This is a genomic window from Bradyrhizobium retamae (genome assembly GCF_001440415.1).
GTDB lineage: Bacteria > Pseudomonadota > Alphaproteobacteria > Rhizobiales > Xanthobacteraceae > Bradyrhizobium > Bradyrhizobium retamae.
On record NZ_LLYA01000001.1, the window covers coordinates 1 to 23680 of the forward strand.

Below are 23680 nucleotides of genomic sequence, written 5' to 3' on the forward strand. Positions count from 1 at the left end.
GCCCGGGCGGAAAGCGGCTCGGAACGAGCGGCACCGTGCACGAGGGCAAGACGCTTTTGTATCGTGCGAGCAAGCTCGACTGCGATGTATGCCCGCTCAAACCGCAGTGCTGTCCAAAAGAACCATCGCGCAAGATCCCGCGCGACATACATGAGCACGCCCGGGACGTCGCCCGGTCGTTCGCTGGCACCGAGGGCTTCGAGACATCACGACGTGAGCGCAAGAAGATCGAGATGCGGTTTGCGCACCTGAAGCGCATCCTTAAGCTCGGTCGACTTCGACTGCGTGGTCCACAAGGCGCCCAGGACGAGTTTGTTTTAGCTGCCATCGCTCAGAACCTGAGGCGGCTCGCGTCACTGGTTGCGCGACCGCCACCGGCAGAAGTTCTGTGCACCGCGTAGCGTTGGAGTTGAGCGTCAAGGCCGGCGGCGTTAAAGCCGCCGTTCCTAACAAAACGCCAAACGACCCGACCCCTTGCACCCGACTTTTGCAACAAAATCGGCACCTTTGAGACATGCCGACTGGTTCTAAAGATGTCCGATTGTCGAACTGGACCCGAAGTGGCTCGGACCTCATCAAATCAACGCGATTGACCCACTCCGGACCTCGCGCTCATTGGATCGCATTCCGAAAGGTGGGCCGTGCTCGCGGCGAACGTCAGCTTTGGCCAGTTCAAGACCCGCCCGTCACTTGAGCGATGCGATTTTGACAATTGATTTGCGCGCCCTGCATCCTGGGTGCAGCCTATCCTCGCGGGCTTGCCAGCTTCGCGATGGTTCCGGCGTTGCGTTCGAAGGAGCGCACGAAAACACCAGGATAAAGGCCAATACACAGGGGGGCTGACGGCATCAACCAGGAGAACGGACGATGTGGACACGATCGATCTCTCGGGCAGTCCTTTGCCTAACGCTGGCGAGCGTCTTCTCGCCTGCCCATGCCCTGACCCAGCAGGAGCTTATCGCCAAGCTTGAGGCGGCGGGCTATTCCCAAATTCGGGAAATCAAATCCACCGCCGAAGGGATCTCCGTCAAGGCGATGAAAGACGGCAAGGAGGTGTCCCTCGTCGTTGACAGCAGCGGCCAAGTCAAGGAGCGCCGCTAGGCCGCTCCCCGCTCGCTAGTCCGCTCCGCTGCGGTCGTCCCCGCCAGCCCACGACAACGAGACGCGCGACCATGGATCGCTGACGTCGTGAGACTGTAGAGTATCGGGAGAGTATCGGGCAGCCGCCAACCTATGCGCGCAGGCTTCAGGCCATTAGGTCGGTGATCCGCATAATTGCGACCGCATTGCTTACATTGGACGGTTGCTCTTTGGTGCCCTTGTTGCAGGTCCAGACGAAGTTCTTTTTGGCCGTGAACGTCTTCTCGTCCTGGTCGATCTGAAGCTCCCCTTCGGTGATATGGCAGACCATGGCATTGTCCATCGGGTGACTTGGGATCTTCGATCCCGGCTGCATGATGATGTCACGCATCGAGACAGTCTTGAAGCCGGGAATAAGGGACGGTGTCTCACCACCGTAAGCACGCACCACGACACCTGGCCACGGCGTGGTGGAATCCTTGTAGTCCGTCGTTTGCGCAGCTGCCGGCTTCACCATGGCCGCCGAAGCCGCTGCCAATCCTAGCGCCACTGCTGACCTTCGATTTACTTTTTGCATTGACCTTCTCCTCACGGAAAGGCTTCCCTCGTGCAATAGAGTCCATGCGGCGCGATGGCCAGCCCGATTCCTGACAGGGCGTTCCGATCAGTGTTTCGACAGGAACTCGAATATGGCGGCGGCGCGCGCGGCTGCTGGCGGGCGGCAGGTCAACTCGCACCCCTTGCGTGTTGTGAAGGTCCGCTGTTGCACCTTTGAGACATGCCCGCCTATCCTGAGAATGTCCGTTGACCCGGGTAGACCGGAAGTTGTTGTGGTCGCGGTCAACCCGACGCGAATGACCAAACCAGACGTCGCGGTCTCTGCCCAACAATCTCTTGGTATCTCCACTACAGCTTCTTTGGCTGCTGCCCGCAACATTGGATCGAGTCAGCCCCTATCTCGGACGGTTCGTCGCCTTTCGAGCAGTTAACTGCGGGAAGGCACTCACCAACGCCCCAGCAAAGCTCGGCGATCAAGCCAGCCATAAGCGGCCGCCTTAAGAAGCCGCAGAATTGCCGGGGCTCGCGTGGACGTCCGGAGTCGAGAGCTAGATGACTCCCGCTCATATGCCGCGAAGTGGGCTTAAGACGGCTGCCCGCTGATTTCGCCAGTTTTTGGATCAAAAATCAGGGCGCCGCGTTGAGTAACGCTAACTCATCAAGGTGAAAATGATAGAGACCACGCCTTTATGCGCCGGGAGACGACGCCGGCCGAGCGGCGCGCCCACAAAACGTTCAGAGAGGTCAGAAATGACATGACTGATTACGAAAAGGCGCAGAACTCTTTCCACGAAAACCGCGAGCGTCTGAAGGCAGAGCGGCTAGCCCGAGAAGCGGAAGCGAGGGCTCGATCATCTTCCAATTGATGATTTATCGACGACCCTGCGCGGTTAACGATCGTCACTGCATAATCTGCGTAGTCTCTCGATACTGGGCAGTCTCTCTCTTTGTGCTCATGCCTTGTACCTACGGGCACCAATATAAAATCCCACTCTGTGGCAGCTGATTAGGAACAGGTCGGCGCAGTGCTGGGTTATGCGCCTATGAAGAAGTTTTTCTTTGACCTAGCCGGAGAGCTTCCGGCCCACGACGTCCTGGGACGCCAGTGCAAGTCCGACGAGGAAGCGAAGGACCATGCTCAGTTCATCGCTCATCGGATTGGCACCGAGCGGCCGACTTTCGCAAAGCCGGGGAACTATATCTCAGTCCGAGATGAGAGCGGCCGCGAGGTATTCGAGGCGCCTATTAAACCGACGATCCGCACTCAAGTTGCGCGTCACTAGTGACTACTTCGCTTGCTGAATGAATTCAAACAGACCGATCGGCGGATGTTCACCTCGTTGATGATGTTGGCAGTCGAAGCAAATGGCGTCGTTTCGCTGCGGATGATGAAACTGATGCGCGGCGGCAGAAGAGCTCGTCGCGAAGCTGAACTAATGGTTAGCGAAAAGATACGTGCTGCTTTCGAAGCTAGCGCCAGTTTAATGGCTGGTGCTTCGGGTGATGAAATAGTCCATCAATATCGGCGGCATGTAGCGGTAAATGCGAAGCGGCTGAGCAAGCTTAATTCGGGCCGAAGCCGAAATCGTGCGTTCAAGCGAACAAGGCGTCGACGGAAATAACAACGGCCTCAACTAACACCGCTGACAGTCAGCCGCCGCTGGTTCGCCTAATCTTGGGGATGTCGAGTTCATAACTTTGAGTCTGGAACGTACAGGATACTGACCCTACACGAATGACCGTCGTGGTCGACCAATCAATCCTCGGAGTGTCAAATGAGTAAACGTAGACCGGCAGCGAAGTCAAAGCACAGCCGCGGCCCGAAAATAGCCGCTAAGGCCCAGCGGGTCGCTCAGACGGTTGTTAGAAGTCCCAAACGAAGCCGTCTGCCCTCAGTTGGGACAGCCTCGACTGAATCACGCCCAGAGCGACGTAGCGAAGAAGAGGCTCTCGGGGGTGATCCGATGACAGCTTTTCACGAAACTCGCCTTGAGCCGGCAACAGCCTTACAAGATGAGCCCAACAAGGACCCACCGAAAGGATCTGATTTTTCTTCAGCCGCGGCAAACGTGGGAGCAATTCAAGCAAAGTTGCTGGAGGTGGCACAAGCCAACATGCAATTTGCTTTTGAGTTCGCTCAGAGGCTTGCGACAATTAGATCGCCCGTCGAATTTCTCAGTGTCACTGCAGAATTCACGAGCAAGCGGAGCGCCATGTTCCTGAAGCATTCGAAGGAGATCGCTGAATTAAGCATCAGGTGGCGAACAGCCCTATGAGGAATATCCGTTCCGTTCGCGCTTTTAGGATTTGCCTTGGCATGACGGAGACGGTGATCGTCACGCGGTCTTCCGAAAGCCCCTCGCGAATTGCACCAAACTCTGCAGTCCTCGCTTCACCTTCTCGTCGGTGATCACTTTGAGAAGTTCACCCGCCGAACTGTTCGCCGCCTCGTTTTGTCCCTTCGCTCTTGAGAAGTCCGCAGTTGGCGAGGTAGGGCTCGCCAGTTGGCGGCCTCTTTCATGGACGCAATTGGCCTAGTTGAAATTAACAGTGGCCTGATTTGAACTTTCGCCCTGTCCTGCCGTCCTACAGTTATGGATCGGATTCGGGAAAAGCAGACACTAGAAGCCAAACTTGCCAGATGCCGCGAGCTGGCGAAAGAGTTCCCACACGGCTCCACGGCGCAGATGATCCGCGATATGGAGGAAGAATTCCGCCAGCAAATCCGAGAACTCGAAAAACAGTAAGGCCGCCTCGGCTGGCGGCTTCATCTTTATACGCGGGCTCGTAAGTCGCCTATTGGCACATAGCGTCGTTTCGCTGCTATGCAGCAGCATGTCGGCTATCGGGGCATAGCAGACTCTGGCGCGGCGTCAGCCCGGCAAATTTATGGGTTCATGGACTGGATGCATCGGCCGCCGCCTGCGCTAATGCTTCTCGACGGCCCGAGACTGCAAGTCCTGGCGCAGCCCTGGCGTCGCGAGGTCACGGAGCATGACAGCGTCTATGACTTCACCGGCGCCGGCGGGCCAGCCACCTCGGCTCCCGCCATCTCCTCCACCTTCTCCCGGTCCCCCGCCAGCACGCGCTGCACTGAGACGAAGAACACCGGCACCATCAACAGCGCCAGAATCACCACCGCGATCATGCCGCCCATCACGCTGGTGCCGAGCGCCTGCTGGCTGGCGCCGCCGGCTCCCGTCGCAATCGCCATCGGCAGCACGCCGCAGACGAAGGCTAAGCCGGTCATCAAAATCGGGCGGAAGCGCAGCGAGCAGGCTTCGACCGTCGCTTCAATCAGCGGCTTGCCTTGCGCGCGCAAATCCTTGGCGAATTCGATGATGAGGATGGCGTCTTTCGCCGCCAGGCCGATGATTGTGATCAGGCCGACGGTGAAGTAGACGTCGTTCGGCAGCCCCCGCATGGTCGCGGCAATCACCGCGCCGCAGATGCCGAGCGGCACCGTCAGCAAGACCGCAAGCGGAATGGTCCAGCTCTCATACAGCGCGGCAAGCAGCAGGAACACCACCAGCACCGAGAGGCCGAGCAGGAACGGCGCCTGCGAGCCCGACAGCTTTTCCTGCAGCGACTGGCCGGTCCATTCGAAACCGAAGCCGCGCGGCAGCTTGTTGGCCAGCCGCTCCATCTCTGCGATGGCATCGCCGGAGGTGAAGCCGGGCTTGGCTTCGCCTGAGATGCGCACGGCGGGATAGTAGTTGAAGCCCGCGATCTGGGTCGGCCCCTTCGACCACTGGACCGTGGCGAAAGCGGAGAACGGCACCAACTGACCGCGGCTGTTCTTGACGTTGTAATTGAGGATGTCGTCGGCGTTCATGCGGCTGGCGCGGTCGGCCTGCACGATCACGCGCTGCATCCTGCCGCGGTTCGGAAAGTCGTTGATATAGTTCGAGCCGAGATTGGTCGAAATCGTCTGGTTGATGTCCTCGAAGGTGACGCCGAATGCGCCGGCTTTTTCGCGGTCGATCATCAGATTGACCTGCGGCGCCGGCGGCAGGCCCTCGACATAGACCTTCTGCAGGATCGGGCTGGCATTGGCTTCCGCGATCAGCCGGTCGGATGCGGCGACCAGCGCCGGATAGCCCTTCTGGCCGCGGTCCTGCAGGCGGAACGAGAACCCGGAGGAATTGCCGAGATTGTCGATCGGCGGCGGCTGCAGCGCCGAGATCCTGGCGTCGCGGATCGACGAGAGCTCGCGGTTGATGTCGGCGACGATCGCGGCGGCGGAATCCTTTCTGCCCCGTTCCGACCAGTCCTTCAACGTAATGAAGGCCTGCGCGGTGTTCATGCCCTGGCCGAGGAAGCTGAAGCCAGTGAGGAACGTGACGTCCTCGACGCCGGCGCGATTGAGCAGATACTTCTCCACGGCCTGGACCGCCGCTTCGGTGCGGGCGTAGGAGGAGTCGGACGGCGTCTGCACGTCTGTCGTGATGAAGCCCTGGTCGTCGACCGGCAGGAAGCCGCCGGGCAGCCGGACGAATGCCCAGCCGAGGCCGATGAGCAGCGCGGCGTAGATCAGCATCAAACGCCCGGTGCGCTTCAGCGAGCCCTGCACGGTGCGCGAATAGCCGCCACGGCTCGTCTCGAGCACGCGGTTGAACCAGCCGAACACGCCCTTGCGGGCATGGCCGTGGCCGGCCTCGACCGGCTTCAACAGCGTCGCGCACAACGCCGGCGTCAGCGAAAGCGCCAGCAGCGCGGAGAAAGCGATGGCCGAGATCATGGTCACCGAGAACTGGCGATAGATGATGCCGACCGATCCCGGGAAGAACGCCATCGGCACGAACACGGCCATCAGCACCAGCGTGATGCCGATGATGGCGCTGGTGATCTGCGACATCGCCTTGCGGGTCGCCTCCTTCGGCGGCAGGCCCTCTTCCGCCATGATCCGCTCGACGTTCTCGACCACGACGATGGCGTCGTCGACGAGAATGCCGACCGCCAGCACCATGCCGAACATGGTCAGCATGTTGATGGAATAGCCGGCCGCCATCAGCGTCGCACAGGTGCCGAGCAGCGCCACCGGCACCACGATGGTCGGAATGATGGTATAGCGGATGTTCTGCAGGAACAGGAACATCACGATGAAGACCAGCACCACCGCTTCCACCAGCGTCATCAACACCTTGTTGATCGAGGCCTTGACGACGGGCGTGATGTTGTACGGGATTTCGTAACCGATATTGGCCGGAAAGAATTTTGACAATTCCTTCATCTTGGCTTCGACGGCGCTTGCGGTGGCAAGCGCGTTGCCGGTCGGCGACAGCAGCACCGAAAGGCCCGCCGTCGGCTTGCCGTTGAGCCGCGTGTTGAACTGATAGCTCAAGCCGCCAATCTCGATGCGGGCGACGTCGCGCAGCCGCACCGTCGATCCATCCGGATTGGCGCGCAGCGTGATGGCGCCGAATTCATCCGGCGATGAGAGCTGACCCTTGACCAGCACCAGCGCGGAAATCCTCTGCTCCGGCGTGCTCGGCTCGGCGCCGACGCTGCCCGAGGCGACCTGGGCGTTCTGCGCCGAGATCGCCTTGTTGACGTCGTCGGCGGTGAGGCCGTAGCCGACCAGCTTGGCCGGATCGACCCAGATCCGCAGCGAACGTTCGGTGGAATAGAGCGTGGCTCGGCCAACGCCCGGAATGCGCCTGATCTCGCCGAGCACGTTGCGGATCATGAAATCGCCGAGGCCGATTTCGTCGAGCGATCCGTCGGCCGAATTCAGCGTAATGATCTGCAGCACGGCAGAAGAGGCCTCCTCGACCAGGATGCCCTGCTGGATCACCGCGCGCGGAAGCCGCGCCTCGACGCGCTTGAGTCGGTTCTGCACTTCGACCGACGCCGCACCCGTCTCCGTGCCGGGCACGAAGTTGGCGATGATTTCGACCTGCCCCAGCGAGTCAGAGGTAGATTCGAAGTTGAGGATGCCGGAGGCGCCGTTGAGTTCCTCCTCGATCAGCCGCGTGACGCTGTTGTAGAGGTTCTCCGGGGACGCGCCGGGATAGCTGGTCGAGATCGAGATCGAGGGCGGTGCGATGATCGGATATTGCGCGACCGCCAGCAACGGGATCGAGATCGCGCCGATCAGGCAGATGAAAAGCGCGACCACCCAGGCGAAGATCGGCCGGTCGATGAAGAAGCTGGGCATGTCCCGGTCTCAGCGGGACGCTTGCGCTGCCGGTGCTGGCGCTATCGAACCAACCGAGGCATCCGCATCGATCCACGCCTTCGCCTTGACCTTGTCGCCGGCAACAAACTTCTGGAACCCGTCGACGATGACGCGGTCGCCCTCCTTGAGGCCCTCGCTGATCAGCCACACGCCGTCCTGCATCGGGCCGGTGCGGACCGGCTGCGTCGCGACGCGGCCGTCGTCCTTGACCACGAAGACCTCGCTGCCGCCGCCGGCATCGCGCTGGATCGCCTGCTGCGGCACGGCCATGGCATCGGAATCGATGCCCTGTTCGATCAGGACGCGGACATACATGCCGGGCAGTAGTTCGCGATTCGGATTCGGAAACTGTCCGCGCAGCGTGACCTGCCCGGTATAGGCGTCGACCTTGGCATCAGAGAACAGAAGCTTGCCGGGAATGGAATATGCCGGACCATCGTCCAGCACGAGGCGGACCTTGGCCACGTCGGGCGCGATCCGGTCGAGGTCGCCGCTTTCGAGCGCACGGCGCAGCTTGTTCATCTCCGCGATCGATTGGGTGAAGTCGGCGTAGATCGGGTCGAGCTGTTGGATCGTGGCGAGGCTGGTGGTCTCGTTCTGCACCACCAGCGCGCCTTCGCTCACCAGCGCGGCGCCGACGACGCCGCTGATTGGCGCACGGATTGTTGCATAGTCGAGATTGAGCTTCGCGCGGGCGACATCGGCCCTGCGGCTGCCAACCTCAGCCTCAGCCTGGCGTTGGGCTGCGATGGCTTTTTCGTTCTCGGCCTCGGGCGCCGCACGCTGGCTGGTCAGCGTCGCAATGCGCCGGGCGTGCTGGGTGGCGAGATCGAGCGCAGCTTCCGCCTTGTCCAGCGCGGCTTCGCTCGCCTGCAGTTCCACCTCGAAGGGTTTGGGGTCGATCCGGTAGAGCGGATCGCCGGCCTTCACCTCGGTGCCCTGCTGGAACAGGCGCTCGACGACGATGCCGGAAACCCGCGCACGGACTTCCGAGACCCGGGTGGGTGCGATTCGGCCGGGCAATTCACGAACGATGGCGCGGGGCTGAGATCTGACGGTGAAAGTGCCCACTTCAGGCTCGGGCGGCTTTGCCGCTGCTGTCGCAGTGGTCGGTTCATTGCAGCCAGCCAAAAGTGGCGCCATCGCAGTCAACATCACAATGATGCATGCCGATTGCGTTCGTAGTCCGGACATTGAAAGCTTTGCCCCAGTTCAGGTTGAAGGCGCGAATTGAGCATTCGCGACGTTGTCGTAAGCAGCCTTGGAACTCACGGTTGATGGAAGATAGGATAGGGACAGGGTGCTGCGACGCAATACGGTTTCGCGGCGGCCCAATGTCACACAACGCTATCACACTGAATTACCGACGACTTTTCCGGACTCACTTGATTGTGAGTCGGTTCCATTGCGTGTGGGCCGGGAACAAAGGGGCGGAACCTGCCGTTTCGCTGCATATGATTGCAGCAGATGACCGCGCGGGAGGCATCCGGCACGAATCGGTTAACGCCGGGTTAAGCCGCCGCCTTGAGCCGGTAATGGCTGGTGCCCCCGCTCGCTGCCACCGGCGTAACCGAACAGGCCTGCGGTGGGGAGCAGGAAACAGCGCCAGCGCCGCATCCACAGCGCGGTCTCTCCGCCATAAACCTTGCGAAGCACGCGCTCGAGTTCGTCGGCGAGCCAGCATCGTCGGGCAGCGGCACCCGCTCGGCGGTGCCCACGATCGCGGAGACGAAGCTTATGACCACTCCCTCCCTATTTGGCACGATCCTCTTCAAAAGACCGGTGCCCGCTATGGGCTAACGCGATCCTGCGGGTCGGATGATGCCGGCATCGGCCGCGGGAAGAACGGGCTGGTGCGCAACCGGCAGTCGCAATAGCGCCCTGCCTGGCGCTGGGCGGGCTCCTCATGAAAAATCCCGGTTGGACATCGAACCGTTCCAAAATACGCTGATGTCAAAGCCGAGTTTCGGGAAGAGGTTCCACGGTCGGCCCGAAATCGCGGCTTGCAAGCTTTTTTCTCCAGCCCGCTGTGCCATATTGGCGCCAGCGCGGCTTTTCGTAACCGGATGACACCCCGCAAATGCCTTCAGGCCCCTCCTCCCGCTCCGAAATGGAGATCGAGCTGAGCAAACTGTCCTCACCACGGATTTTCCTAGTGCGGATGCTCGTGTTCCTGGTGCTCTGCACGCTGGTCACGGTCGTGCTCTACAAGCAGATCACCGTGGCGTTCTTTGCCAATCCTGGACTTAACGCTCTGATCGGCGGGGTGCTCCTGATCGGCATCATCCTGTCATTCCGGCAGGTGGTTCGGCTCTATCCGGAGGTGGCCTGGGTCAACAGTTTCCGCATCGCCGATCCGGGGCTCGCGATCGACCGGCGCCCGACCCTGCTGGCGCCGATGGCGGCAATTCTCGGCGGCGAGCGTACCGGGCGAATGACGATATCGCAGCAGACCATGCGGCACTTGCTGGATTCGATTGCGACGCGGCTGGACGAAGCCCGTGATATTTCCCGCTACATGACGGGCTTATTGGTCTTCCTCGGCCTGCTTGGCACCTTCTGGGGCCTGATCGAAACCGTCGGTTCCGTCGGCAAGGTGATCGACGGCCTGAAAGTCGGCGGCGATGCCGGCTCGCTGTTCGACACCCTCAAAGAGGGGTTGGCCGCGCCGCTCGGCGGCATGGGTATTTCGTTCTCGTCCTCGCTGTTCGGCCTCGCGGGCTCCCTGATCCTGGGCTTTCTCGACCTGCAGTCGAGCCAGGCGCAGAACCGCTTCTATACCGACCTTGAAGACTGGCTCGCCTCCACCGTGCGCGAATATGGCGATGGCAGTTCCGGGATCGGCGGCGAACTGCAGCACGCAATGGAACGTATCCGCGCAGTGGTGGAAGAGAGCGGCGGCAGCCGCAACACCACGGCGGCGATGGCCAATCTGGCCGAGGCGATCCAGGGCCTGGTTGCGCATATGCGTACCGAACAGCAGATGATCCGCGAATGGGCCGACGGCCAGGGCGAACAAAACCGCGAGATCAAGAAGCTCCTGGAGCGGATCGCCAGACAGCCCGAGAAGAGCTGAAGTGGAAAGTTCGTGTCCCGGACGCGGCGCAGCACGCAAGTGATGCGACGCAGAGTCGGGACCCATGCAAGCACTCTAGGTTCCGGCACTGCGGAGCGGCGTTGCACGCCGCACCGCGTCCGGGACAGATACCGGAGACAATAAATGGCCCTCGCCCGTGCCCGCCGCAGTGAATCCGGTTTCAACTATTGGCCGGGCTTCGTCGACGCGCTGTCGACGCTGGTGCTGTCGATCGTGTTCCTGCTGTCGGTGTTTTTGGTGGTGCAGTTCTTCCTGTCGCAGGAGGTTACTGGCAAGGACAAGGCGCTCGAACAACTCAACGCCAAGATCGCACAGCTCAACGACCTGCTGTCGCTGGAAAAGCTCGGCAAGATCACGCTCGACGATCAGCTCGCGCAGTTGCGCGCCGGCCTCGCCGCCGCGGAAGGCGAACGCGACCGCATCAAGGGGCTTTACGAGGGGTTGTCCGGTGCCGGCGACGCCCAGGGCCGCGCCAACGAGCTCAACAAGGCGCTCGAATCCGAAAAGGCGGTGACCTCGCGCGCGCTCGCCCAGATCGAGGTGCTGAACCAGCAGATCAGCGCGCTGCGCCGCCAGCTTGCGGCGCTCGAGGAAGCGCTGGAAGCCTCCGAAAAGCGTGACAAGGAATCGCAGGGGCGGATTGCCGATCTCGGCCAGCGCCTGAACGTCGCGCTGGCGCAACGCGTGCAGGAATTATCGCGCTACCGTTCGGAATTCTTCGGCCGCCTACGCGCCATTCTGGGCAATCGCCCCGATGTCCGCATCGTCGGCGACCGTTTCGTATTCCAGTCGGAAGTCTTTTTCGATACCGGCCAGGCGGTGCTGCTCCCCGAAGGCCGCTCCGAACTCGACAAACTCGCCACCGCGCTGATCGATCTGGACAAGCAGATACCGAGCGAGATCGGCTGGGTGCTGCGGGTCGATGGCCACACCGACATGCGGCCGATCAACTCGCCGCTGTTCAAGTCGAACTGGGAATTGTCGTCGGCGCGCGCCATCTCCGTGGTACAATATCTGGTTTTCCTCGGTGTTCCCGCGCAACGGCTGGTCGCCGCCGGCTTTGCCGAGTTCCAGCCGCTCGATTCAGCGCCCAACGAAGACGCCTACAAGCGCAACCGCCGCATCGAACTGAAGCTGACGGAACGGTAGTGGGATATCACACCCGCCTCTACCGTGCAGATGATGAAGCAGCGGCAATTGAGCTGTGGCATCGCACTTGGCAACAGGCGTATCCCGAGATCGACTTCACCTCACGGCTGGAATGGTGGCGCGGTCGCTGGCGCAACGATCTCGTACCGAAAGCCGAGATTGTGGTCGCGGAACAGGAGGCCGGCGCGCTGGTCGGTTTTGTCACCGTCGATCGCGAAGGCTATCTCGACCAGCTTGTGGTTGCGCCAGAACACTGGGGCTCCGGCGTCGCTCACCTGTTGGTCGAAGAGGTCAAGCGCATCTCGCCGAAGGGGGTCACGCTACTCGTCAATAAGGACAACGCCCGCGCGATCCGCTTCTACGAGCGCAACGGGTTTGAACATGCCGGCGAGGATGTGAATCCGACCTCGGGCCGGCCGGTGTTGAAGATGGAATGGAAGGCATAACACCCTCACCCAGCCCGACAGCGTCATACCCTGCGCATGCGGGATATCCAGTACGCCGCGGCTTCTCAGCTTGATCACTGACGTCTCTGGAAGATTGGGTCACCCAGCGGAGTCTGTCATCGGGCGCATTCGCGCGACCCGTTGGGTGACAACAGTTCCCACTGATCGGCTACGCGCCCTCGAACTGCAGCCGCGCCAATCGCGCGTATAGCCCGTTCGCCGCGACCAGCTCCGCACGCGTGCCCTGTTCGACGATCCTGCCCTGGTCCATCACCATGATGCGGTCGCAGGAGAGCACGGTGGCGAGGCGATGCGCGATGACGAGCGTGGTGCGATGGCGCATCAGTTCTTCCAGCGCGGTCTGCACCAGCGTCTCGCTTTCGGCATCGAGCGCTGACGTCGCTTCGTCGAGCAGCAGTAGCGGCGCGTCACGCAGGATCGCACGCGCGATCGCGATGCGCTGGCGCTGGCCGCCGGACAGCGTCACGCCGCGCTCGCCGAGTTGCGCCTCGAAGCCGCCGGGCAGCTTGCGCAGGAATTCGGTGGCGTGCGCGAGATCGGCGGCGCGCTCGACCTCGGCGTCGGTGGCGTCGGGCCGGCCGAAGCGGATATTTTCGCGCGCCGTGGCCGCAAACACCACCGAATCCTGTGGCACCAGCGCAATCCGCGAGCGCACGTCAAGTGGATCCGCCGATTTGACCGGCACGCCGTCGAGCGAGATCGTGCCCTGGGCCGGATCGTAGAACCGCAGCAGGAGGTGAAACAGCGTGCTCTTGCCCGCACCCGAGGGACCCACGATCGCGACCTTCTCGCCGGCCCTGACCGAGAGCGAAACATCGTCGACCGCGAGCACATCCGGCCGCGCGGGATAGGCAAAGCTGACGTTCTCGAACCCGACGTCGCCACGCGCAGGCCGCGGCAGCGCGACGGGCTGCGGCGGGGCCGTGATCTGCGACTTGACCCGAAGAATCTCGAACAGCCGCTCGGCGGCACCGGAGGCGGCCGAGACTTCGCCCCATACCTCGCTAAGCTGTCCGAGACCGGCGGCGGCGAACGCCGCATACAGCACGAATTGACCGAGCCGGCCCGGCGTGATCTGGCCGGTCAGCACGTCGTGCGAGCCGACCCAGAGGATCGCCACTACGCTGGAGAACACGATGAAGATGATGATCAGCGTCAGCACCGCGCGCGCCCGCGTCGAACTGCGCGCCGCCTCATAGGCCTGTTCGACATCGCCGCCGAAGCGGGCGGTGGCCATCCGCTCGCTGGTATAGGCCTGCACGGTCCTGATCGCGCCGACCAGCTCGGAAGCGTACGCGCTGGCGTCCGCCAGCGTATCCTGCGCGTTGCGCGACAGCCGCCGCACCCAGCGGCCGAAGGCGACCAGCGGGATCACGATCACGGGGATTGCCAGCAGCACGAAGCCTGAAAGCTTGGGGCTCGTGATCACCATCATGGTGGCGGCGCCGATGAACAGCATCATGTTGCGCAGCGCGATGGATACCGAGGCGCCGACCGCGGACTTGATCTGGGTGGTGTCGGCCGTCAGCCGCGACACCAACTCGCCCGAACGCGCGGAATCGAAAAATGCGGGCGAGAGTGAGATCAGATGCGCGAACACGTCGCGCCTGACGTCGGCAACGATGCGCTCGCCGATCGTCATGACGAGGTAGTAACGCGACGCGCTGGCGGCGGCGAGCACCGCGACGACCGCAATCATGACGCTGAAATAGCTGTTGATAAGGGCGATGCCTTCGGGACTGAATCCGAAATCGATCATGCGCCGGATCGCGATCGGCACGATCAGCGTGGTGATCGCCGCGACCGTCAACGAAATGAAAGCGAGCGCCGCGCGCCCGCGGTAGCGCGCGACATAGGGCGCGAGCGCCAGCAGCGGGCGCAGCCTGGCGCCGGTCCTGGCCGGCGATTGCGTCAACTGGCTCTCGATGAAGGCCTCTTCCTCGAGCAGGGCGTCACGCGGCGGCGTGCCGCGGGGGGCTTCAATCTGTTCCACTGCGCTCATGAAATCCGACCCGTTTCTCTGCCCCCAGATAGGCCTCCACGGCCCCTTCTGGCAAATCCGGGAGATTCCCAATCAGGACATATACGTAGCTTGTTTTGACAGGCTTCCTGAGCTATAGAGCCGCCAAATCCCGTATCCCCTGACAGTTGAGACGGGCGCAGGCGCGCCGAAGGATATGCCATGAAAGCCGAAATTCATCCGAATTACCATACGATTACGGTCGTGATGACCGACGGGACCGAGTACCAGACCCGCTCCACCTGGGGTAAGGAAGGCGACAAGCTGAACCTCGATATCGATCCCAAGTCGCACCCGGCCTGGACCGGCGGCTCGCAGCAGATCCTCGACCGCGGCGGCCGAGTGTCGCGCTTCCAGAAGAAGTTTTCGGGCTTCCTCAAGAAGGACTGAGGGGTCTTTGGGCCGTTCCGTACCCATCAGAAGTGAAAAACGCCCTGGCAAGCCGGGGCGTTTTTGTTTGGCACGATTCTATCCCCGTCATTGCGAGCGCAGCGAAGCAATCCACGCCTCCACGTGCGGAGCTATGGATTGCTTCGCTGCGCTCGCAATGACGGCGGAGAGAGTTTGCGGACCTACTGCTCGAACGCCGCTTTCAACCTGTTGAGCTGCGGCACCAGCGGATTGCCGATCGGCGCACGTTCCGCGGGCGCCGCGTGGATCGAGATGTCGAGGCGACGGACCCGCGTCTGCAGGCTCATCGATCGCGCAATCAGATCCTGCAATTGCTGCGGGAGCTTCTCGATCATGTCCTCCGGCCCGGGATCGGCGGCCGTGAGCTTGACCTTGGTCTTTTCCCGATTGGCCTGGGTCAGCGTCATCTCGCCTTCCTTGACCGCGCGATGCAGCAACAGCCATGACGCAAGCTGCATCAGGCGGGTGGTCAGGCGCATGCTTTCGGTTGCGTAAGTAAGGCTGACAGAACGTTCGAGCGCCTTGGCTTCGGTGCGGCCATCGCCATCGAGATAGGCGGCGGTTTCCTCGACCAGATCCATGCCTTCCCGGAAGAGAGTTCCGAACGCCGCCGAATTAGTCAGCCGCTCGCTGAACAGAACGAGCGCGGGTTCGCTTTGCGAACGGTCCGCCATGGTTAACGCCCTCACGCCACTATTTGCCCCAACCGGCTGTGAACCACCGGCTTATGATGAACAAATCATTGCTCGGGCGAAGTCGAGAGTCCAGCGGCAACCGGATTTATGGTTTCCAGCTCGTGGGAGCACAAAATAGCCGCGGAGAGCACAAAAAAGAGCCGCCGTTTCCGGCGGCTTTTGAAGTTGATAACAGGGAGGCGTCAAACAGAGTGGACAGGAGCCACTCGGTGTCCAAACGAGGACGATGACAGTCATAAAGGAGAAAGCTTAATCCTTCGTAAACGAGCGATTTTCTTCAGGGATTATTTGCCATGTGGGCCACTGGCCGAGTTTTGTAATTGCAATCGTTTGGAGAGTAGCGGGTCTCGTGCCCCGGAACGAAAGCGTGGGTCCCGGCACTGGAGCAGCGCCAAGGGCGATGCACCGCGTCCGGGACACGAGATCCTCTCACGTCTTGAAGAAGCTGTTCGCGGCATCCTTCGATGCGCGCTTCTTGGTGACCGCTTCTTGCAGCCGCGCGACTTCCGAATTCAAGAGCTCAATCCGCTCCGTCAATTCCTCGACCGACAGGAGCGACAGGTCCTGGCCGATCTCGTGGGTAATCTTCCTCCGCGGTTTGTCGTCATCCTCGATCGACATGCGCTTCCTCCTTCCGCCGGTTCGTAACGGCTTGCTGATCCCTCAAGCGGTTGCCAGCCGCAACCGGGCTGGCTAATCAGGGGCCGCCTTCAATTCTCAGCCTTTCACAAGGACAAATCATGTCAAAGCTGCCCGCGCAAATGACCGTCATCGGCATCAGCAAGCCAGGCGGCCCCGACGTGCTGTTGCCCGAAACCCGCAGCGTTCCAGCGCCCGGCCCAGGCGAAATCCTGGTCAAGGTGATGGCGGCGGGTGTCAACCGCCCCGACGTTGCGCAGCGTTCCGGCGCCTACCCGCCGCCGCCCGGCGCCAGCGACCTGCCCGGCCTTGAAATCGCGGGCGAAGTGGTGGCGCTTGGCGAAGGCGCCACAAAGCACAAGCTCGGCGACAAGGTGATGTCGCTGGTCGCGGGCGGTGGCTATGCCCAGTATTGCATTGCGCAAGACGCGCAGGCGATGGCGGTGCCGCCGTCGCTGTCGATCCAGGAAGCCGGCGCGATCCCGGAAACGCTGATGACCGTCTGGCACAATGTGTTCGAGCGCGGCGGGCTCAAGCCCGGCGAAACGCTTCTGATCCACGGCGGCTCGTCCGGCATCGGCACCATGGCGATCCAGCTTGCGAAAGCGTTCGGCTCCAAGGTGCTCGTGACCGTCGGCTCTCAGAACAAGATCGACGCCTGCCTCAAGCTCGGCGCCGACCGCGCGATCAATTACAAGACCGAAGACTTCGTCGCCGTGGTCAAGGCCGAGACCAACAATGTCGGCGCCAACCTGATCCTCGACATGGTCGCCGGCGACTATGTCGATCGCAACTATGACGCTGCTGCGGTCGACGGCCGTATCGTGCAGATCGCGACGCTCAACGGCCCCAAGGTTACCGTCAACATTGCCAAGGTGATGGTGAAGCGGCTGACCCATACCGGCTCCACGCTGCGCCCCCGTACTAATGCGGATAAGGCAGCGATGGTCGCTGCGATCGAGGCCAAGGTGATGCCGCTATTGCGCGAGGGACGTGTAAAACCGCTGATGGACAGCTCATTCCCGCTGGAAAAAGCGGCCGACGCGCACCGGCGGATGGAGACCTCCGCACATATTGGCAAAATTGTGTTGGCGGTCTAACCGATCGCGAGCGAAGCGCGGGTGGAAACCCTTTGATTTGCTTCGCTTTCATGTCATTTATCGCGGCAACGCCGACCCCGTTCGCTGGGCCGGGAGAATCGCTGGTCGCGGAGTACTGACATTGCGTCTGATCAGGCGCCTTGCGCTAGTCGCGCTGGGCCTCATGATTGTTATGGCCGCGCCTGCGGCGCATGCCATCGACGCGGTCAGCGTCCGCAGCGACGCGCCTGCCATCGATCTCACCGCAGTGCTCGACCACCAGCGCAGCGAAACCGACCGCATCCAGGTTTCGACGGCGCCGGGAACCGACGGCATCGTCCGCCGTATCGAAGTGCGCGCCCGCGAGGGCGGACAGAACTGGGTGGTGTTCGCGCTTGCCAACAATACCGACGACCAGCTCGATCGTCTGATCGTCGCGCCACACTATCGCATCGTGTCATCCGGCCTCTTGTGGCCCGATCTCGGCCTGTCGCGCATCGCGACCATTACGCCGTCGACCGGCGACCGCCCCGAACGGCAGGAGAGCGCGACCGCCGACATCTTCCGCATCACGCTCGACCCCGGTGCCGTCATCACCTTCGTGGCGGAACTGCGCACCGACAAGCTGCCGCAGCTCTATCTCTGGGAACCCGACGCCTACAAGGACAAGGTCAACTCGTTCACGCTCTACCAGGGCATCGTGATCGGCATTTCCGGCCTGCTGGCGCTGGTGCTGACGATCCTGTTCGTGGTGAAGGGCAGCATCATGTTCCCCGCTGCTGCGGCGCTGGCTTGGGCGGTGCTGGTCTATATCGGCGTCGATTTCGGCTTTTGGGGCAAGGTGCTCGACATGTCGAACAATGCAGAGCGCGTCTGGCGCGCGGCCGGCGAAGCGATCCTCGCAGCGACGCTGCTGGTGTTTCTGTTCGCCTATCTCAACTTGAGCCGCTGGCATGTGCGCTATTCCCACATCACCGTCGGCTGGCTGGCCTTCCTCGGATCGCTGGTGGCGCTGGCGCTGTTCGATCCCGCGGTCGCCTCCGGCATTGCCCGCATCTCGCTGGTCTTGATCGCCTTCGCCGGCTTTGCGCTGATCGTCTATCTCTCGACGCATGGTTTCGACCGCGCGGTGTTGTTGATCCCGACCTGGTTCCTGCTGGTGGTCTGGGTGATCGCCGCCGGCATGACGGTGGCGGGAAGCGTCACCAACGACATCGTAGGTCCGGCGCTGCTCGGCGGCCTCGTGCTGATCGTGATGCTGATCGGATTTACGGTGATGCAGCACGCGTTCGCCGGCGGCGGCGCGACAACCGGCATTGTCTCCGACATCGAGCGCCGCGCGCTGGCGCTGACCGGCTCCGGCGACCTGATCTGGGACTGGGACGTCTCTGCCGACAAGGTATTCACCAGCCCGGAGACCGAAAGCCTGCTCGGGCTGAAGCGCGGCACGCTGGAAGGTCCGGCCGCAAAATGGCTGGAGGTGCTGCACCCGCTCGACCAGGATCGCTTCCGCGCCGCGCTGGACAGCGTGCTCGACCAGCGCCGCGGCCGGCTGGTGCAGGATTTCCGCCTGCGCACGCCTGACGGCCACTTCATGTGGTTCGCGCTGAAGGCGCGCCCGGTGGTCGGCTCCGACGGCGAAGTCTCGCGCGTGGTTGGAACGCTGACCGACGTCACCGAAATCAAGAACGCCGAGGAGCGCATGCTGCACGACTCCGTGCATGACAACCTCACCGGCCTGCCCAACCGCAAACTGTTCATGGATCGCCTCGGCGCGGTGGCAAATTTCGCCAAGAGCATGCCGAACCTGCGGCCGACGCTGATGGTGATCGACCTCGATCGCTTCAAGCAGGTCAACGATTCCGTCGGCATTGCGGTCGGCGACTCCATCCTGCTGACGCTGGCGCGGCGGCTGACGCGCATCCTGAAACCGCAGGATACGCTGGCGCGGCTGGCCGGCGACCAGTTCGGCCTGATCCTGATGTCGGAGCAGGACCCGGCACGCATCACCGCCTTCGCCGAAACCATCCGCAAGACCATCCGCGCCCCGATCGCCTTCAACGACCGCGAGATCTTCCTGACCGCGTCCATCGGGCTCGCGCTGTCGGATCCGCAGACGCAATTGTCCGACGAGATCATCAAGGACGCCGAGCTTGCGATGTATCACTCCAAGCGGATCGGCGGCGACCGCATCGACGTCTACAAGCCGGCGATGCGCGCGCGCAAGACCGACCGCCTGACGCTGGAAAGCGAATTGCGCCGCGCCATCGAGCGGCGGGAAATCACGATCCTGTACCAGCCGATCGTGCGGCTGGAAGATCGCTCGATCGCCGGCTTCGAGGCGCTGGCGCGCTGGGATCATCCCAAGCTCGGCCGGATGTCGCCGTCGGAATTCATCTCGATTGCCGAGGAAATCGGCCTGATCGTCGATCTCGGCATGTTCGTGCTGGACCAGACGGCGCGGCAGCTCTCGGTATGGCAGCGTGCGATGCGCTCGCGCGAACCGATCTTCGCCTCCGTCAACGTTTCCTCGCGGCAGTTGCTGCGCCATGATTTGATCCACGATATCCGCACCGTGCTGTCGCGTTCGTCGGTGGCGCGCGGCACGCTTAAGCTGGAGCTCACCGAGTCGCTTGTGATGGAGAATCCGGAGCATGCCGCGCAGATGCTGGCGCGCATTCGCGAACTCGGCACCGGACTATCGCTGGACGATTTCGGCACCGGCCATTCCTCGCTGGCGTACCTGCAGCGCTTCCCCTTCGACACTATCAAGATCGACCAGTCCTTCGTGCGCACCACCAGCCGCGGCACGCGGCCGGTGATCCTCAAATCGATCATTGCTCTGGCGCATGACCTCGGCATGGATGTGGTGGCGGAAGGCGCGGAGACGGATTCGGATGCGGTCGAGCTCTATCAGTTGGGCTGCGAATACGCGCAAGGCTTTGCCTTCGGCGAGCCGATGGACGCCGACGCCGCGATGCGGCTACTAACGGAAGAACGGCTGGAAGCGGCGAGTTGATATCGTCGAGCCGCACGTGAATATGGATGCGAGCTCAAGCTTTGAACGCCGAGGCGTCCTGGTCCAGCACTTGAAAAGAATGGGCAGTGCGCCGGGCCAACTCCGCGCAGCGTCGCCGAGCTAAGTGGATCGAGGCTGGTCGCTCAGGGTCATTTTCTTCGCAGAATTTTGTCCATCGTTTTTCCCTGCGCTAGCTCATCGATAAGTTTGTCCAGGTAACGAATTTCTCGCATAGTTGGTTCTTTGATATCCTCCACTCGGACGCCGCAAACCACGCCTCTAATCAAGGCTCTCGAAGGATTGATTTTAGGGGCCTTTGCAAAGAATGTTTCAAAGTCAGTCTGTTTTTCGAGTTGAGTTTCCAGCTCCTTCTGACCATAGCCTGTCAACCAAGAGATGACCTGATCGACCTCTGCCTTTGTGCGTCCTTTTTTCTCTGCCTTCGCAACGTAAAATGGGTAAACGCTTGCGAAGCTCGTTGTATAGATCCGGTGTTTTGCCATGGGTGCTCCAAGGGTCGCTAATAAAGCATGCAAGGCCTGAGACCATCAGGGGTGCCGGGCCGTCCCCAGATACATAGAAACCGCGCATCACTTCTCCCGCGCTCACCGCAAAGTATCCGCGACCCGGACGCTATTGAGGCAACGTGCGCGAATTCTGGTGCGACGAAAGGTAACGATACAACATGGACCGCTTCGTCACGAAGTGACTGCCTACGTGCACTTGCGCTTGATGTTGGCGGCATGTCCGGTTTGGGATTAATCTCATAGTTGCCAATCAGAATTTTGCCGCGCAATGAACGGGCCAGCCGTTGTTCCAAAGAATTAATTTCCTGAACCGGATCAACATGATTGTCGGAATTTTGGCCCGCAATCGCGCCAGAAGCCGTTTGGCAGACCATGGACGGTTTTAAATTGCGCAATGTTGGAAGGTGCCGGTGATTTGCCCGACAGGTCAAATGTTTTCGGGTGTAAGCATTCATGCCAGCGACACCTTGTTACTTTGCATGGGATTGTTTTCGATATTTTGGTTGGGAGCAAAAGCCGCGCCGGGCTCCATCCGGGTTACGCGCGCTGACCTCATCCTGAGGAGCGCGCCTTCGCGCGTCTCGAAGGATGGCCGCTGTCCGCTGCAACCATCCTTCGAGACGCTTGCTTCGCACGCTCCTCAGGATGAGGTCGGCGGTCGTTGCGAAGGAAGCTCCTCGTAGCCTGGATGGAGCGAAGCGTAATCCGGGAACGGGACGCCAGGTTATCGAGCCAGCTTGTCGGTCGATTTCATCTTCCTGAATTTAACGCTCTTGCCGTCGGCCTGCCGGGTCGCGATGTAACCGGCTTCGAGGCAGGCTTCGCGTTGCGGCATCTTTTCCTGCGGGCTCCGCAACGTCTCCCACCATGACGCACGGTGCGCGGCGCGCGGCAGCGCCGCATCGAGGATCTCCTCGATCTGCTCGAAGCTCAGCACGAGTTCGGGAACCGTCTGTTTTTTCAGGTAGTCCCGCAGCAGGTCGTAATCGTTCACCCGTATCCCCAATGGCGATTTGCACAAAACCGTCTATCCCGGCAACCAACCGTTAACGCATTATCATATCGCTGTCGCCGCTTAAGGCCGCAACAACGTATCCGGCGCATACCGGTAGGTTATTGCGGGCGATACTATTGGACGGCACGAAGGCGTGGCCAGAAAAAGCTATTTTGGGAAAGACGCGGGCCGCCGGCCCTGGCGGTTGTCGGTCAAACTTCTGATCGCGTCGTCGGTCGCGGCCGTGATCGGCTTCTCCGCGATTTGCACCAGCGTCATGTTCGACATGCGCCGCGGCGAGGAAGAGCTGGCACGGCAGACGCTGCAAAATCTCGCCTCGGGGGTCGACGCCGACATCAGCCGCAATATCGAGCTTTACGACCTGTCGCTGCGCGCCGTCGCCAGCAATCTGGTGATGCCGCAGATCAAGGGCGTCGGCAAGGAGATCCAGCACCTGATCCTGTTCGATCATGCCGCCACCGCAAGGCATTTCGGCGTAATCCAGGTGTTCGACGCGCAAGGCAAGCTGACACATGAAGCGGCAAGCCTCGATCCGGCGCCGGAGGATCGCAGCGACGAGGAGTATTTCCAGGTTCATCGCTCCAATCCCGATGTCGGCCTGTACATGAGTCGCCCGATGCTGCATCGGAGCGCCTATTCGATCGTGCTCAGCCGGCGCATCAACGATTCCGATGGCGGCTTCCTTGGCGTCGTGGTGGGCTCGATCCGCTTCAGCTATTTCCATGAGCTGTTCGGCCGGCTTACCCTCACTCCCGGCGATACGATCACCGTGCTGCGCCGCGACCGGATGGTCATCATGCGGACGCCGTTCGACCTCGACATCGTCGGCAAAAATCTGGCAGAGCGAAAAAACTGGAATCCGGCAAATCTGCAGCAAGGCGGGTCCTACGCCGGGGTCGGACCGGTGGACCCGACACCGCGGCTTTACGTTCGAAGCGCCAATACGAGCCTGTTCTTTGTCGTAGTCGGAAAACCGCTGGCGAGCATCCTGAGCCTCTGGTACCGGGAAGTGATCCGGATCGGCGCGGTCATGGTGGCCCTGATCCTGTTCGTGCTCGGCACCACATTGTTCCTCGCGCGCGAGATCGGCCGCCGCGCCGAGGCAGAGGAAAAACTGGAAGAGCTCGCGACCACCGACGCGCTCACCGGCCTGAAGAACCGGCGTAAATTCGATTGCGAGATCGACCTGGAATGGCGGCGGGCGACGCGCAACCAGACCCCCGTCGCGGTGCTGATGATCGATGCCGATCATTTCAAATCGTACAATGACAGGTTTGGACATCAGGCCGGCGACCAGGTGCTGGTCGGCATTGCGATCTGCATTTCGGATTCGGTCAGGCGGGCCGGCGACTGTCCGGCCAGATACGGCGGCGAGGAATTCGCGGTACTGCTGCCCGGCCTCTCGGCGGTGGAAGCGCTCACCGTCGCCGAAACCATCCGCCTCAAAGTCGAACAATGGGCCGAAGATCCCAACGTGACGACGGTGAGTATCGGCGTGGCGAGCATGACGCCCACGGCAGCGATCGATTGGTCCTATCTGATCGAAGCGGCCGACAAGGCCCTCTACGCGGCCAAGGCCAACGGCCGCAACCAGTCGGTGGTCGCCGCCATCCCGCAGCTCGCGCTGGTGGCTTAAGGCAAGCGCAACACTATTTCGTCTAACGCGTACTAGCTTCGTCGTCGCGCTTCTGCGTCAAAGCGTCGAGATAGGCCTTGGCTTCGTCAGCAATGACGGGATGAGCG

At 61.7% G+C, this 23680-nt stretch carries 21 protein-coding genes; 12 read left to right on the plus strand and 9 right to left on the minus strand.

Annotated features, from left to right (window positions below):
- A partial coding sequence (locus CQ13_RS00005) for a transposase (protein WP_197427206.1) occupies positions 1 to 401 on the plus strand: 401 nt, incomplete at its 5' end.
- A 466-nt stretch (positions 402 to 867) separates the two neighbouring features.
- Positions 868 to 1101 (plus strand): PepSY domain-containing protein, encoded by a 234-nt coding sequence (locus CQ13_RS00010; RefSeq protein WP_057840989.1) that lies wholly within the window; start codon positions 868 to 870, stop codon positions 1099 to 1101.
- Between the two features lie 145 nt (positions 1102 to 1246).
- Here CQ13_RS00010 and CQ13_RS00015 read toward each other — a convergent pair whose 3' ends face one another.
- Positions 1247 to 1657: a cupin domain-containing protein gene (locus CQ13_RS00015; protein WP_057840990.1), complete on the minus strand. Its 411-nt coding sequence runs from the start codon at positions 1655 to 1657 to the stop codon at positions 1247 to 1249.
- A 1024-nt stretch (positions 1658 to 2681) separates the two neighbouring features.
- On the opposite strand from CQ13_RS00015, the gene CQ13_RS00020 reads away from it, so the two are divergent.
- From CQ13_RS00020 to CQ13_RS45100, 3 genes are all read left to right on the plus strand, one after another.
- On the plus strand, positions 2682 to 2921 hold the full coding sequence (locus CQ13_RS00020) for a DUF6894 family protein (protein ID WP_057840991.1): 240 nt from the start codon (positions 2682 to 2684) through the stop codon (positions 2919 to 2921).
- 12 nt (positions 2922 to 2933) lie between these two features.
- Entirely contained in the window at positions 2934 to 3260 is a 327-nt protein-coding gene (locus CQ13_RS40330) for a hypothetical protein (protein WP_347337008.1), read from the plus strand.
- Between the two features lie 342 nt (positions 3261 to 3602).
- Positions 3603 to 3914, plus strand: coding sequence for a phasin family protein (locus CQ13_RS45100; RefSeq protein WP_245308959.1), 312 nt, complete (start codon positions 3603 to 3605; stop codon positions 3912 to 3914).
- Positions 3915 to 4259: 345 nt separating this feature from the next.
- Here the strand turns inward: CQ13_RS45100 and CQ13_RS42385 are convergent, their stop codons facing one another.
- The 3 genes from CQ13_RS42385 to CQ13_RS00035 form a co-directional block, all read right to left on the minus strand.
- Positions 4260 to 4409 carry a hypothetical protein gene (locus CQ13_RS42385; RefSeq protein WP_156433411.1) on the minus strand — a complete coding sequence of 50 codons (150 nt, stop codon included), beginning with the start codon at positions 4407 to 4409 and terminating at the stop codon, positions 4260 to 4262.
- A 233-nt stretch (positions 4410 to 4642) separates the two neighbouring features.
- On the minus strand, positions 4643 to 7798 hold the full coding sequence (locus tag CQ13_RS00030) for a multidrug efflux RND transporter permease subunit (protein WP_057840993.1): 3156 nt from the start codon (positions 7796 to 7798) through the stop codon (positions 4643 to 4645).
- Between the two features lie 9 nt (positions 7799 to 7807).
- Positions 7808 to 9013, minus strand: coding sequence for an efflux RND transporter periplasmic adaptor subunit (locus tag CQ13_RS00035; protein ID WP_197427207.1), 1206 nt, complete (start codon positions 9011 to 9013; stop codon positions 7808 to 7810).
- Positions 9014 to 9899: 886 nt separating this feature from the next.
- On the opposite strand from CQ13_RS00035, the gene CQ13_RS00045 reads away from it, so the two are divergent.
- The 3 genes from CQ13_RS00045 to CQ13_RS00055 all read left to right on the plus strand — a co-directional run bounded on the left by CQ13_RS00045 (position 9900) and on the right by CQ13_RS00055 (position 12511).
- Positions 9900 to 10895, plus strand: coding sequence for a hypothetical protein (locus CQ13_RS00045; RefSeq protein ID WP_057840995.1), 996 nt, complete (start codon positions 9900 to 9902; stop codon positions 10893 to 10895).
- A 144-nt stretch (positions 10896 to 11039) separates the two neighbouring features.
- Complete coding sequence (locus CQ13_RS00050; RefSeq protein WP_057840996.1) at positions 11040 to 12065, plus strand: peptidoglycan -binding protein; 1026 nt, start codon at positions 11040 to 11042, stop codon at positions 12063 to 12065.
- Complete coding sequence (locus CQ13_RS00055) at positions 12065 to 12511, plus strand: GNAT family N-acetyltransferase (RefSeq protein ID WP_057840997.1); 447 nt, start codon at positions 12065 to 12067, stop codon at positions 12509 to 12511. Before CQ13_RS00050 ends, CQ13_RS00055 begins: the two co-directional genes overlap by 1 nt.
- Positions 12512 to 12680: 169 nt before the next feature.
- On the opposite strand, the gene CQ13_RS00060 is transcribed toward CQ13_RS00055, so the two are convergent.
- On the minus strand, positions 12681 to 14534 hold the full coding sequence (locus CQ13_RS00060; RefSeq protein ID WP_057840998.1) for an ABC transporter ATP-binding protein/permease: 1854 nt from the start codon (positions 14532 to 14534) through the stop codon (positions 12681 to 12683).
- A gap of 180 nt (positions 14535 to 14714) precedes the next feature.
- Here CQ13_RS00060 and rpmE point away from each other — a divergent pair, with 180 nt between their 5' ends.
- Positions 14715 to 14942, plus strand: a complete 228-nt coding sequence (gene rpmE, locus CQ13_RS00065; protein WP_057833964.1) for a 50S ribosomal protein L31 — start codon at positions 14715 to 14717, stop codon at positions 14940 to 14942.
- A 182-nt stretch (positions 14943 to 15124) separates the two neighbouring features.
- Here the strand turns inward: rpmE and rcdA are convergent, their stop codons facing one another.
- The gene (gene rcdA, locus CQ13_RS00070) at positions 15125 to 15637 is read right to left on the minus strand and encodes a protease adaptor protein RcdA (protein WP_057840999.1); all 513 of its coding nucleotides are present in this window, start codon (positions 15635 to 15637) and stop codon (positions 15125 to 15127) included.
- A gap of 450 nt (positions 15638 to 16087) precedes the next feature.
- On the minus strand, positions 16088 to 16279 hold the full coding sequence (locus CQ13_RS00075) for a DUF1192 domain-containing protein (protein WP_057841000.1): 192 nt from the start codon (positions 16277 to 16279) through the stop codon (positions 16088 to 16090).
- Positions 16280 to 16398: 119 nt separating this feature from the next.
- Between CQ13_RS00075 and CQ13_RS00080 the strand changes: the two genes are divergently transcribed.
- Positions 16399 to 17397, plus strand: coding sequence for an NAD(P)H-quinone oxidoreductase (locus CQ13_RS00080; RefSeq protein WP_057841001.1), 999 nt, complete (start codon positions 16399 to 16401; stop codon positions 17395 to 17397).
- Positions 17398 to 17518: 121 nt separating this feature from the next.
- Positions 17519 to 20395: an EAL domain-containing protein gene (locus CQ13_RS00085; RefSeq protein ID WP_057841002.1), complete on the plus strand. Its 2877-nt coding sequence runs from the start codon at positions 17519 to 17521 to the stop codon at positions 20393 to 20395.
- A gap of 149 nt (positions 20396 to 20544) precedes the next feature.
- On the opposite strand, the gene CQ13_RS00090 is transcribed toward CQ13_RS00085, so the two are convergent.
- Together CQ13_RS00090 and CQ13_RS00095 are read right to left on the minus strand one after the other, a co-directional pair.
- Positions 20545 to 20898, minus strand: coding sequence for a DUF2200 domain-containing protein (locus CQ13_RS00090; RefSeq protein WP_057841003.1), 354 nt, complete (start codon positions 20896 to 20898; stop codon positions 20545 to 20547).
- Between the two features lie 748 nt (positions 20899 to 21646).
- Entirely contained in the window at positions 21647 to 21916 is a 270-nt protein-coding gene (locus CQ13_RS00095; protein ID WP_057841004.1) for a DUF7662 domain-containing protein, read from the minus strand.
- Positions 21917 to 22070: 154 nt separating this feature from the next.
- Between CQ13_RS00095 and CQ13_RS00100 the strand changes: the two genes are divergently transcribed.
- Positions 22071 to 23573: a GGDEF domain-containing protein gene (locus CQ13_RS00100; RefSeq protein WP_057841005.1), complete on the plus strand. Its 1503-nt coding sequence runs from the start codon at positions 22071 to 22073 to the stop codon at positions 23571 to 23573.
- Positions 23574 to 23680: the final 107 nt, after the last annotated feature.